This is a genomic window from Paenibacillus sp. JT31N17, from assembly GCF_056269255.1.
Window position 1 is genome coordinate 234,909 of record NZ_JBWDNP010000001.1, and the last position, 13,212, is coordinate 248,120.

11 protein-coding genes are annotated in these 13,212 nt (G+C 45.1%); all 11 read left to right on the forward strand.

Going from position 1 to position 13,212, the window contains the following annotated elements; translation table 11 throughout:
- The first annotated feature begins 460 nt into the window (after positions 1-460).
- The 11 genes from AC0YOB_RS01085 (at position 461) to AC0YOB_RS01135 (ending at position 13,211) form a co-directional block, all read left to right on the forward strand.
- A complete protein-coding gene (locus AC0YOB_RS01085) occupies positions 461-1,516 on the forward strand; it encodes an amidohydrolase family protein (RefSeq protein WP_475791166.1) in 1,056 nt (351 codons plus the stop codon).
- Between the two features lie 18 nt (positions 1,517-1,534).
- Complete coding sequence (locus tag AC0YOB_RS01090; protein ID WP_475765608.1) at positions 1,535-1,930, forward strand: Rieske (2Fe-2S) protein; 396 nt, start codon at positions 1,535-1,537, stop codon at positions 1,928-1,930.
- Between the two features lie 25 nt (positions 1,931-1,955).
- On the forward strand, positions 1,956-2,930 hold the full coding sequence (locus AC0YOB_RS01095; RefSeq protein ID WP_475791167.1) for an ABC transporter permease: 975 nt from the start codon (positions 1,956-1,958) through the stop codon (positions 2,928-2,930).
- 12 nt (positions 2,931-2,942) lie between these two features.
- Positions 2,943-3,842, forward strand: coding sequence for a carbohydrate ABC transporter permease (locus AC0YOB_RS01100; RefSeq protein ID WP_210039479.1), 900 nt, complete (start codon positions 2,943-2,945; stop codon positions 3,840-3,842).
- A 59-nt stretch (positions 3,843-3,901) separates the two neighbouring features.
- A complete protein-coding gene (locus AC0YOB_RS01105) occupies positions 3,902-5,683 on the forward strand; it encodes an extracellular solute-binding protein (RefSeq protein ID WP_475791168.1) in 1,782 nt (593 codons plus the stop codon).
- Positions 5,684-6,441: 758 nt separating this feature from the next.
- On the forward strand, positions 6,442-7,098 hold the full coding sequence (locus tag AC0YOB_RS01110; protein WP_475785589.1) for a GntR family transcriptional regulator: 657 nt from the start codon (positions 6,442-6,444) through the stop codon (positions 7,096-7,098).
- Positions 7,099-7,401: 303 nt separating this feature from the next.
- Entirely contained in the window at positions 7,402-8,745 is a 1,344-nt protein-coding gene (locus AC0YOB_RS01115) for an ABC transporter substrate-binding protein (RefSeq protein ID WP_475791169.1), read from the forward strand.
- A gap of 79 nt (positions 8,746-8,824) precedes the next feature.
- Positions 8,825-9,709, forward strand: coding sequence for a carbohydrate ABC transporter permease (locus AC0YOB_RS01120; RefSeq protein ID WP_475791170.1), 885 nt, complete (start codon positions 8,825-8,827; stop codon positions 9,707-9,709).
- Between the two features lie 3 nt (positions 9,710-9,712).
- Positions 9,713-10,588: a carbohydrate ABC transporter permease gene (locus AC0YOB_RS01125; RefSeq protein ID WP_475785586.1), complete on the forward strand. Its 876-nt coding sequence runs from the start codon at positions 9,713-9,715 to the stop codon at positions 10,586-10,588.
- Positions 10,589-10,614: 26 nt separating this feature from the next.
- A complete protein-coding gene (locus AC0YOB_RS01130) occupies positions 10,615-11,709 on the forward strand; it encodes a mandelate racemase/muconate lactonizing enzyme family protein (protein WP_475791171.1) in 1,095 nt (364 codons plus the stop codon).
- A gap of 65 nt (positions 11,710-11,774) precedes the next feature.
- Complete coding sequence (locus tag AC0YOB_RS01135; RefSeq protein ID WP_475791172.1) at positions 11,775-13,211, forward strand: aldehyde dehydrogenase family protein; 1,437 nt, start codon at positions 11,775-11,777, stop codon at positions 13,209-13,211.
- Position 13,212 lies beyond the last annotated feature (1 nt).

The window sequence follows — 13,212 nt, forward strand, 5'->3', positions numbered from 1 at the left end:
GCTGCCTTCACATTATACCGGTCAAAGCTCAATTTCGTCTGGAAATTAAGGACGAATTGGGCTTTTTTTCGTTGACGCGCGGTTTGCCTCCGGTGGGTCCGCTGCTGCAGCTTATCATGCACCAACGGGCATTTGGACTGCTGTAATGGTGTATTACGCATGAATTGTGCATCGCGTGGCTGGACACTTTTGAGGATTATGCATGAGGAACGATGCAGCCGGCGGGTCAAGCAGGGAGCAGTGGTTATAAAATACTGTGCATTCAGCATAATTGTGGATCAGCACATGGTACTGCCGGGCCGCATAAGAGTGCATGGCCGGAAACATGTTTATTGCATTTGCATGTTCGTATGTTTACATTGTAGATGCATTCACACAAAATTCACAAATACAGGAAGGGACACTGAGCTCGGAGACGCTAACGATGAAGCAGATGAAGTCATTTAAGGAGGAAATTCAAGTGACAAAAGAGACTGCAGTGAAGAAAGGTATTATTGATTGTGATGTACATGTGTATCCCAAATCAAGAGAAGAATTGAACAAGTATTTGCCGCAGCCATGGCAGGACTGGTACCGTCCTCTGAGTCGCGCGTACGGCAACATTCAGGGAAACCGGAAGGATGCGGCGCCGCCGGGAGGCGGAGGAGCGGGCTCCGACCCCGATTTTTTGCGGGAGCAGCTTATAGACGAATACGATGTCGATTTTGCTATTTTGCTGCCCCGCGCTATGCTGAACAACCTCCCGGATCCCGATATGGCTTCGGCGGTAGCGGCAGCCTACAACGACTGGCTTGCCGACACGTGGCTGGACAAATACAATCATGACGGCAAATTTAAAGGCTCCTTATATATTGCCACTCAGGACCCCATCGGAGCTGCCAAAGAGATTGAGCGTTGGGCGGGACATCCGCATTTCGTGCAGGTCATGACTGATTCCGGCGCCCGCGCTCCGTTCGGTCAGCGACAATATTATCCGATTTACGAAGCTTGCGAGAAATACGGGTTCCCGCTCGCTATCCATCCCGGTACCGACGGAATGGGCATCAATCATCAGCCGACTCCGGGTCATCCCAGCCGGTATATTGAATTCCATACCTGTTTGTCTCTTGCGTTCCAGGCGCATTTGGTCAGCTTCTTGACCGAGGGAGTGTTTGTTAAATTTCCCAACTTCAAGATTGTACTCGTGGAAGGAGGAGTTTCCTGGCTGCCTCCATTGATGTGGAGACTGGATGCGGAATATAAAGGACTGCGTTACGAGGTGCCATGGCTCGAAAAACGTCCAAGCGAATTTTTACGGGATCATGTCCGGTTGACAAGCCAGCCGATCGAACGTCCTGATAATGATAAGTATTTGCTGACGATGCTCGAAGCTATGGATGCCGAGCATATCCTGATGTTTGCCAGTGACTATCCTCACTGGGACTTTGATTCGCCCAGACGTGCTTTTCCGAAATTGCCGGATGAGCTGCAGCGGCGTATCTTCTTCGAGAACGCGAAGGCATTCTATAACTTATGAGTAAAGGAGCACTTGTTTATGGAACGTTTGGTGGTATGTAAAACAACTGAAATGGAACCCGGTCAGCGGAAGATCGTCCAGGTTGGGGGGAGGTCTGTTGGCGTGTTCAACGCAAACGGCAGCTATTATGCCCTGCGCAACAGCTGCCCGCATCAAGGAGCGCCTTTATGCAAGGGCAGACTTACCGGGACGACATTGCCATCATTACCTGGCACCTACCGTTATGGGCGGGAGGGAGAAATACTCGCTTGCCCCTGGCATGGATGGGAATTTGATGTAACAACGGGCAAATCGCTCTTCAACCCCCACAAGTGTCTGGTAAAGAGTTATGATGTGGCGGTCGAGCCATTAGAGGAGAGTCTCGAAACCTACCCGGTAGCCGTAGAAGAAGGTTTGGTCGTTCTATATGCGTAGCCGTCAAGCTTAAGGAGGAATTCAGGTGTCAAAACCTTGGGCGATCACTCGCGAAAACGGGAAATTAAGACATAAGAATGCCGCAAATTCAAGGCTTGCTGTATTCATTAAAGAATGCCGGAAATCGAAGCTTCTGCTCTTGTTTTTATTGCCGGCGTTTGTCTGGTATTTCATTTTTTACTACATTCCTATGTATGGCCTGACGATCGCATTCAAGGACTTTCAAATTATGGATGGTATATTGGGAAGCCCATGGATCGGTTTTGAGAATTTCAATCAGATGTTCCACACATACGAATTTATAAGAGTATTGAGAAATACGCTGATTATTAGCGGTTTGAAGCTCCTATTCGTTTACACGTCCGGCATCGTTCTGGCTCTTATATTAAATGAGATATTTCATGACAAGTTTAAGAAAATCGTCCAAACGATCAGTTATCTGCCTCACTTTCTATCATGGGTGATTATCGGAAGCATCATGATCGAGCTGTTATCTCCCGTCAGCGGACTTGTGAACAATATCATTAAGGCGCTGGGCGGCAAGGCGATCTACTTTTTGGCCGATCCTAATTGGTTCATACCCGTACTGATCGTCTCGGATATTTGGCAAAGCGTCGGATGGGGCTCCATTATTTATCTGGCAGCTATTACTGGCGTGGATCCGCAAATTTATGAATCGGCAACCATAGACGGAGCGGGCAGGTTCACGAAAATCTGGCGTATTACGCTGCCTTCGATTATGAATGTCATTATTATTATGATGATATTTAATATTGGCAATCTGATGAATGCCGGCTTTGACCAGATTTTCAATCTGTATAATCCGAGAGTATATGAGGTCGGCGACATTATTGACACTTATGTATACCGCGTGGGCCTTACACAAATGAATTACAGCTTTTCCACGGCTGTGGGTTTATTCAAGAATGCGATCGGCTTAGCGCTGGTTCTCCTGGTGAATCGGGTCGCGAACAGATTCGGCCAAACCGGATTATGGTAGGAGGTGACGGAAATGCCCGTCGAAAGAAGAAAGCGCTTCACCGTGTTTGATTATTTCAACTACACAGCGCTTATCTTATTATGCGTTTCAATCATTTATCCGGTCGTATACTTGATTTGCTTGTCGTTAAGTACCCGTGAAGGGTTGGCCGCAGGCGGGACCAGTGCCACTGTATTATTGTGGCCGCAGGGATTTACTCCGGAGGCGTACACGGCATTTTTCAAGACAACCTTTATTTATACCGGTTATTTCTATACGATTTGCCGAACCGTAATCGGCACGATTGCAGGCGTATTTTTAATGGCGTTGACAGCCTATGCGCTTTCAAAAAAAATACCATTAAAAAAAACGTTCACCTTTTATTTCATTTTTACGATGTTTTTTACAGGCGGCTTGATCCCTACCTTTATCTTGATTAAAAGTTTGGGGTTATTGGATAACCCGCTGGTTTATATTCTGGCTCCTCCATTTTTATTCAACTCCTTCTTCATTCTGATTCTGCGGAACTTTTTTATGACGATTCCCGAGAGTCTGGATGAATCAGCCAAGATGGACGGGGCAAGTGATTGGAAAACCTTCTTTTATATTATTGTCCCCCTGTCGGGGCCGGCGATCGCGACAATCAGCCTATGGGTGGCCGTTGCGCATTGGAATTCATGGTTTGATTCATTGATCTATGTTCAGTCACTGGATAAACAAGTGATTCAGGTTCTGATTAGAAAGCTCGTTATTGAACAAAGCCAGATGTTGATGGCCAGCACAATCGGATTCGCCAATATGGATAGTGTTCCCACCGCAGAGAGCATCAAGGCGGCAGGGATCCTGATCACGATGATTCCCATTGTGTGCGTCTATCCGTTTATCCAAAAATACTTTGTCAAAGGAGTGGTTATGGGAGCGGTTAAAGGCTGATTCACACGACGATTTATAGGAGCAATTTGAATCGTAAACGAATATTGGGAGGTTAAAGGATGACATGGAAAAAGAGACCAATGACGGCAGCCTTGATTGTGTGCCTGATTGCCGCAATGCTTGCGGGCTGTACGGGCAATCAGCAAAATCAGGAGGGGAACAACGCCCCAAAAGCAGATACAGCCACGGATAGCACGGACCCCTTTTCCTTATCGGCCGACAATAAATTGATCGCAGATGCTCTTGCCAAGGTGGAGACGCCTGAATACTTTAAGAACACGCCTACGTACGAGTATACCGTTCAATTTCCGACATCTCCGGAGAAGGAGGGATCGTTTGGCCAGCAATATTTTGAAAAGAAGTTTAACGTCAAGCTCAAATTTGTCCCGCTTGACAGTACAAATCGGAATGAGCAGTTAAATACGATGTTTGCCACCGGCACGATTCCCGACTTCTTATCCTATATCCCATTGTTGAATGTAAGCGAGTACGCCAACCAAGGTCTCCTGGCGGAAGTTCCCGTGGATATGATTGAGAAGAATATGCCGAACTATTATCCTCAAATCGAGAAGGCTGATTTATTTCAAAGCGTCCAGATCGATGGTAAAAACATGGCCCTGCCCTTCTACGCAGCCAAAGGCGGAGTACCGCTCACTGCAAACATTCGGGCAGACTGGTTAACGAACGTAGGAATCAATAAGGTCCCGCAAACGTTGGATGAGCTTGAAGAAGCCTTCAAACGATTCAGAAACGATGATCCCGATAAGAACGGCAAGAAGGACACCTATGCGCTGTCGAATGCAAGCACCGAAGACGGCGAGATCTGGTTTCAATCCATCTTCGGCGCCTACGGAACCAATCCGTTCCTCTGGGTTGAGCGTGACGGCAAGCTGCAGTTTGGTTTCACAACTAATGAAACCAAAGAAGCCTTGAAGAGGCTTCATAGCTGGTATGAGATGGAACTGATTTCGCCGGAATTTATTACCGATAACGCAAGAAGCACAGAAGTTGAAGACCTGGCGACCAAGTTCTCTGAAGGCAAGATCGGATATATGGATAACCTTGGTTTTGAGGACAGCCAATGGGATAATGACGGCCATATTAACTACAGATGGGTCAAAAATAGTCCAGAGTGGCAAAAGTTCTTTGAGGATAATAAGAACAATCCGGACACTATGTACGCGACTAAGCTGTTCACCGACTTTAATGATCAAGTGCCCCAGCCGATTTATATTAACTTGCCGTCGTTAACAGGACCAAACGGAGCCAAAGGCTTTTATCGTTCCGGTTTTCAGGGCAGTCCAATGGTGTTTGGAAAACAAATGGAGAAGGATCCTGAGAAGCTGGCCAAATTACTAAGAATCGTCGATTATATTACAAGCGATGAAGAAGCCTATCTATACCTCAGTTACGGGATTGACGGATTGGAGTGGAAAAGCGACGAGAAGGGACGAAGGCTGCTGAATCCGGATTGGGTCAAGCATGCTTTATATGATCCCGGTTACAAGAAATTAGGAGATTGGATCTTGAATCCTGTACAGAATACGAATCCGGAATTTTTCAGCGTCATTGGCGGACCGCGCGCAGACCAGCGCTATAAGCTAACCATGGATGTTATCAATACTTTTCCTTCCTATGAAAATAAATTAGGAATTGTGCTGCCATCTGCGGCCAAATATTCGGAGATTACCGATACCCGGATTAAGGAATATGTGGTGAAAGCTATAGCCGGCGATATCGATATTGACATCACATTCAACGATGCCGTGAATCGTTGGTATAAGGATGGAGGAGATCAACTAACTAAAGAAGCAAACGATTGGTTACAGAGCGTCAAATAATTCGTCATGAAAGAGAGTGAATGAGCGCATAAAGGGCAAGCAAACAACAATCAAGCCGCCAAACTTGGCGGATAGGGAATTGGTGAGGATAGGAGATCGCGGTCTGGATCATACATTATAGATAGTCGGGCAGCCTGATCCATATTGGATCAGGCTGCCTTTTTGGGTCGGTTTCAATGCATTTTCTCTTCGAGAAATGCATCCCCGTAAGGCCAATTATCTGAATAATCATATATTATATTAGGTATTACCCGCATAATAATATATGATTATTGTTGAAAAACCTTTTTTCTTACTTTAGTTCTGCATAAAATTACTGCATATAAGTATACTTAAATCCCCTATTTTATGGACGCATAATTGATTGGATAAAATGAAGAGAACGTCTTGTTTTTATGAAAAATCAATAGGATTTCACATATGTTATTATGGATTAAGGGAGTCGCGCGGAATCCCTTAAATACTTGATTTAACAAGAAAATTTCAGGAAAATCATCATGTGTGTGCTTCATCATGCACAGGATAAGACCATTATTCGAATATCCGTAAGCTTCTGAAGATGCCTGCCTGTTTTCTGCAGCTGAGCTCTATTGGGCAACATGGTTTTTACCAGTCTTTTATTAAAGAAAACCCTTTGTATTTAATAGCATTAATCAAACTTTTTATTGACAGATAATATATGATTGATTATCTTTAATATATTATCACGCTGATTAGTGTCCATGATTTTTTTCTTAGCCAAGGAAAGGTGGAAGTGAATGGATATGGAAAAAGGGGTTACAACCGAGTATATTTACAACTTGTTAAAAGAGCAGATTTTTGAGTGGAAATTATCTCCTGGACAAAAGATTAATATTGATCATCTATCGAAGGAGTTAAATATTAGCCCCATCCCGCTAAGAGAAGTACTCTCCCGCTTTCATTCCGAGAAGTTAGTTATACTTGAACCCTATAAGGGATACAGAGTCAGCGGTATTTTGGATGATCAAAGCATGACCGATATGTTGGAGGCTCGAATTTTAATCGAGACGCACGCAGTTCGAAATATAATCCGCTACAACCGTTTACATATTTTAGATGGAATGACCAGATTAATCGAACAAATCTCTGCCATTAAGATGGGGTCATCTTACAGGGAGGTGCTTGAATTTAATCAATTAGATCATCTGTTTCACTTGACCATGGTACAGGCGACAGAAAATTCATTTCTAACCGATGCGTACAAAGGCATGCATTGTCATCTGCATATCGCTCGTTTTTATCATGTAAGGGGTGAAGTGGACCAGCGTGAGGCTGCAGCTGAGCACGTCAAAATTGTGGAGGCAATTCGATTCCGTGATATCTATCGTGCCGAGGAAGCCGTTACTAAGCACATTTGGGATGCGAAAAATCGTTTATTGCAAAGAAAGGAATAGCATATTTGTAAATTACCGTGTTATAGAGTTGCATAGAACCGATCGATAGACGCGTATCTGCAATGCTCAGGCAGCAGTACAAGCCCACTACACTTGCATTCGATTATATTGAATGGGTTCTTTCTTTGAATGGTGGAACCAAGTTGCAAGATGTGGGCTTGAGCACGGGGGAGGCATGCCGTTTTGTAAGCGCTGTCTTGAAGACGGTACATTATAATTGGAGGTGATCCGCGAATTTAGATGAATTCCAAGCAAGCTTTAAGCATGGCTGGTATGAACTACAATTCGGGAGGGTGATAAGAAATGAAGATATTCAAAGTTATAGCTCTGATTGCAATGTCGATTGTTGTTTTAAGCGCCTGCAGTTCAGGTAGTCCGGCATCCGACGGTTCCACAGCTTCTAACACGCAGGCCTCGGACAACGAATCGGCGCCAAAAAATGATCCGGATAAAAAAGTGACGATTAAATATTCCTTCTGGGGCGATACGGATACAAAAGCTTTGCACATTGCCGTAATTGAGGCGTTTATGAAAGAGCATCCTAATATTACGGTTGAACCTGTTTATATTCCAGCCGAGTATTTAACCAAAATTCAGACTACATTCACGGGCGGCACCCAGCCGGATCTTATCAACTTCACAGCCAATGACCTGATTTCTTTTGCCGCAGCCGGAGTATTGGAGCCGCAAACCAAATGGATTAAAGACGAGTGGGATATAGAAAATTTCGGCGACAACTTTGAACGATTGATGAAAGCAATGGAATATAACGGGGAGATTTGGGCTTTGCCTAGAAATTCGGCGGGCAGAACAATCTTCTACAACAAGAGGATTTTTGACGAGGCCGGCGTTAAATATCCGGATGATACCTGGACATGGGACACATTGATCGAGCAGGGAAAAAAGCTGACCAACAACAGCTCCGATCCGAATAAGAAGGTGTACGCGATTGGCTTTCAAGGGGAAATATCGGACATAGGGGCCAGCTATATCTGGCAAGCGGGCGGCGATTATTTCAGTCCGGACGGGAAAAAATTTATTCTAAACTCACCCGAAAGCAGAAAGGCTTTCCAGTATCTACATGACCTCATCTATGTGCATCAAATTGCACCCAACCCCAGCGTTTATACCAATGACACTCCTCAGTCACTATTCATGAATGAAAAAATAGCTATGCACTTTGATGCGGGTTCGTTTATTGCAACTATGCAAAAGGCTAATTTCGAATGGGATATCGCTTTATTCCCTATGGGCCCCCAGAACCGTATCGGCGCCTTATCTCCTACAAGTTTAGCAATACCGAAGGCCAGCAAGAACAAAGAAGCGGCTTGGGAATTGGCCAAGTTTATTAACGGTCCGAAGGGTCAGGAAATTCTGATCAGCACCGGTTTTTCCGCTCCTGTCAGAGAGTCCATTCTGAATGACGAGTCCAGGTATTTGCCGGGCGACAAATTTAAAGTTGATCGCAATGTCGCATTGGAAAGTTACACGGAGCATTCCGCTGTAAAGCCTACGAATCCCGTTTGGACACAAACCGACACCATTATTAAAAAGTATTTGAGTCTTTATTTCCTGGATAAGAACGGAAATATCGATGAATCGCTGAAGCTCATAGAGAACGAAGTGAACGCAATCATGCCTAAGTAAGGAAACACGTAATGGTGACCGGAAAAGGATTCTGGCCCCTCTTGTCCGGTTCATTCATTTATATTGGGGGGAGTGCAGCATGCCAAGAAAGTTTTTATTAAACGAGACAATGGTAGCCTATTACTTTTTGCTGCCGGCCATAATCGGATTTGCGATTTTTACCGTAGTGCCTCTGGTATCTTCGCTTGTTATTTCCTTTTATGAATGGAATACATTATCCAGTCCCAAATTCGTTGGCTTTGAGAACTTCATCAACATATTCACCCAAGACAAAATATTTTGGATAGCGCTGAAAAATACTTTCTGGTATGCGGTAGGTGTTGTTCCTTTAAGTATCGCCTTGGGGTTGGCTGCTGCCTTGTTATTAAATCAAAAAATAATCGGTATTGCCCTGTGGCGAACGGTTTATTTTCTCCCTGTCATGACTTCAACGGTCGCGATCTCGCTGGTCTGGAAGTGGTTATACAACCCTGATGTCGGCTTGATCAATGTATTATTGAGGGAATTCGGAATTCAGAATCCCCCTACATGGCTAACCAGTACCACTTGGGCATTACCCTCTATCATCATTGTTACGATCTGGAAAACAATCGGCTATAATATGGTTATTTTTTTGGCCGGCTTGCAGAACGTACCCAAAGAATTATATGAGGCTGCTGAAATTGACGGTTCAAGCAGGTGGAACATATTTTGGAAAATCACGCTTCCCTTGCTGCGGCCTACTACCTTTTTTATAACCGTGATTTCGATTATCCATTCTTTCCAAGTGTTTGGGTATGCATTAATTATGACGGAAGGTGGTCCCGGCGCTTCGACAAACACGCTGGTTTTATACATCTACCAGCAAGGATTCAAGTATTTCAATATGGGCTATGCTTCAGCAATTGCATGGGTATTATTCATTATTCTATTAATTGTTACTTTGACTCAGTCCTATGTCAATCATCGAAGGGAGGCCACCTAATCCTTGGAAACGGTCCAAACTACGGCAAAAGCGTCGTCCATCGCCATGAAGCGGTCGACCCTGAAGCGGATTACAAATTTAATTACGTACATCATATTAATTGCTTTTTCCGGAATTATGGTACTCCCTTTTATTTGGATGGTATCATCATCATTGAAAAATTTGGAGGAAGTAAGCGAAATCCCAATTCGGTGGATCCCCGAGACATTTCGATTTAGCAACTATGTGGAGGTTTTTCAAAGCATCCCGATGGGACGGTTTATTTTAAACTCATTCTTTATTGCTGTTTCGGTCACGATTTTAGCCATGCTCGTTTCGTCATTGGCAGCTTATGCATTTGCACGATTGAATTTTAAAGGGAAAAGCATTCTCTTTCTATGCTTTTTGACAACCATGATGATCCCGCAGCAGGTCACGATGATTCCCAATTTTTTGATTATGAAAGAATTCGGTTGGCTCAATACGTATAACGCATTGATTTTCCCCCAATTATTTACGGCTTTCGGGGTGTTTATGCTGAGACAATTTTTTCTGACCATACCTGTCGAGCTTGAGGAAGCGGCGAGAATAGACGGGTGCAGCCGTTTTAGGATTTACTGGAATATTATCATTCCTCTGGCAAAGTCTGCATTTGTGACATTGGGCATATTTATTTTCCTGGGCGAATGGAACTCCTTTCTATGGCCGCTTATTGTCATTGACTCGGTAGCCCTGCAGCCGATTCAAGTCGGTTTGCGTACTTTCCAGGGAGAGTTTGTAACTCAATGGCATCTTATGATGGCAGGAGCATTTATAGCTGAATTGCCGGTTTTATTATTGTATGCCTTTTGTCAACGCCACATTATTGAAGGAATTGCTACTTCAGGTATCAAGGGTTAATAGAAACTATTCCATGGAGGTTTAATATGAAAATCACAAAGCTGGAAGCTGTCATTATTGTAACGGAAGTTAAAAATCCAATGAAGGATGCGCTGCACACGTATGATGCAGGTACTCAGGTTATAACCAAGATTTATACGGATGAAGGTATTACAGGTTATGCTACGACCTTTTTCGGTAGAGGAAAAGCAAGCGGAGCGATATTGAAGCTCATGCTGGAATCGGAATTGGGTCCGCATCTCATTGGCGAGGATCCGCACTTTACCCGTAAAATCCGCAAAAAATTGTGGAGCATTGCTGACTATCACGGTGCTGAGGGCTTCTCGCATTTTGCTATCTCTGCCATTGATATCGCGCTCTGGGACATTATCGGAAAGAAAGCGAATCTTCCGACGGCAAAGGTTCTGGGCGCCGTTCGTGATCGTATCCCTGCTTACTGCATGGCCGGATGGTATGTGGATACCGAAAAGGAATATGTCGCAAAATGCATCGAAACGGTAGAAGAGGGGTTCAAGGCAATCAAACTAAAAGTAGGCAAATATTCGTTGGAGAATGATATTGAACGGATTAAAATAGCGCAAAGAGAAGTAGGGCCGGATATTCAAATTATGGTTGACGCCAACCAGGGATTTGATGAAAAAGAAGCGCTTCGCCGGGGACGGGCTTACGAGCAGCTGGGCATCAGATGGTTTGAAGAGCCGTTGATTCCGCAGCATAAAGAGAGCTCAGCGCGATTGGCCCAAGCATTGGATATCCCGATTGCAATCGGTGAAAACTTTTACTCTAAATTCCAATTTTATGATGCCGTTCAAGCCAGAGCCGCATCGATTTATCAACCGGATAACCGAAGAGCCGGAGGACCAACGGAATGGTTGGAAATCGGAGCCATCACGGATGCGGCTGGACATCATATCGCAAGTCATGGGGGCGGTCCTGCAAATGTGAATGTGCTGTGCGTCCTGCCTAATGCGATCTTCCTGGAAAGCGGAAGCTTGAAAAAAGAAAATGGAATGCTGAAAACCCGACTGACCATGGTAGATGGGGAAGTACTGCTTCCGGATGTACCGGGAATGGGAACCGAAGTCGATGAAGAATATATTCAGAGATACCGCATAGACTAGGGGATTTGATAGGGGACCCGGCAATGACCGGGTTCTCCTGTCATCATTTCGAGAGGAGCTGGAGAATGTCAAAGCATACCGTTGAAGCGTTAGGGAATTTGGTGGACGGACAATGGATCGTGGGCTCAGAAACATTTGATGTTTTCAATAAGTATACCGGTGATGTGATTGTTAAGGTGACTAAATCATCCCTGGAGGAAGTGAGTCATGCCATTGGCAACGCATTGGACACATTCCGAACAACCAGGCTGACTCCTTATCAAAGGTACGAAATTTTGATGAGAGCAGCCGAACTGTTTAAGCAGCGTAAAAATGAGCTTGCTCTGACGATTGTTCGGGAAGGCGGCAAGGTACTGAAAGACGCCGGTGCGGAGGTTGAACGGGGGATCCAGACGTTCATCGCGTCTGCTGAAGAAGCAAAGAGACTGCAAGGACATGAAGTGCCTGTTCAGGCACAGCCGGGCAATGACAATAAAATCGCCTTTACGCTGCGGGTTCCTGTAGGCGTGCTCTGCGCGATAACACCTTTCAATTATCCTTTCAATTTAGTAGCGCATAAAATTGCGCCCGCCCTTGCCGCAGGCAATACGGTTATTTTAAAGCCGGCAGGCGTAACACCGCAAATTGCTGCCAAAATGGCGGAAATTCTATTGGAGGCTGGACTTCCGCCAGGGTTTTTAAATATCGTCAACGGCCCTGGAAAAGAAATCGGGCAGTATTTATTAGAGGATAGCCGCATAGCGATGTATACCTTTACAGGGAGTACGGAGGTTGGTAAGCAGATTAAAGCAGCCTCCGGTATCCGCAGGGTGACCTTGGAGCTTGGAGGCAACTCGCCCAATATTGTTCATAAAGACGCACCGGATATAGGAAAAGCCGCTCAATTATGCGTAAGCAGAGGCTTTGGTAACGCGGGGCAGGCATGTATATCCGTACAAAGGATTTATGTGCATCGAGATGTATACGATGTTTTTGTTGAAAAGTCGATTGAAGCGGCATCGAAGCTCAAGGTAGGCGACCCTGAGCTGGAGGAAACCGATATCGGGCCGATGATATCGGACAAAGAAGCGGCTCGGGCAGAGCAGTGGATACAGGAAGCCGCTCTTCAGGGGGCGACGATCGCTTATGGAGGTCATCGGCAGGGTGCGATTTTATACCCGACTATTATGACCAATACCATATCCTCGATGAAGATAATGTGCCAGGAAGTGTTTGCCCCGATCATCTGCATTACTGCCTATAGCGACATTGATGAAGCGTTGGCAGCCGCAAATGATTCTGATTACGGGCTGCAGGCAGGGATCTTCACTTCTGATCTTCAACTGGCGTTCAAGGCTGCCAAGGAGCTGCAATTCGGCGGTGTTATGATCAACGATGTATCCACGTTTCGGGCCGATACTATGCCTTACGGCGGCGTGAAGGACAGCGGTTATGGTAAAGAAGGTCCGAGGTATGCCATTCAAGAAATGACGAACGAAAAATTAGTTGTTTTTGACATTTAGT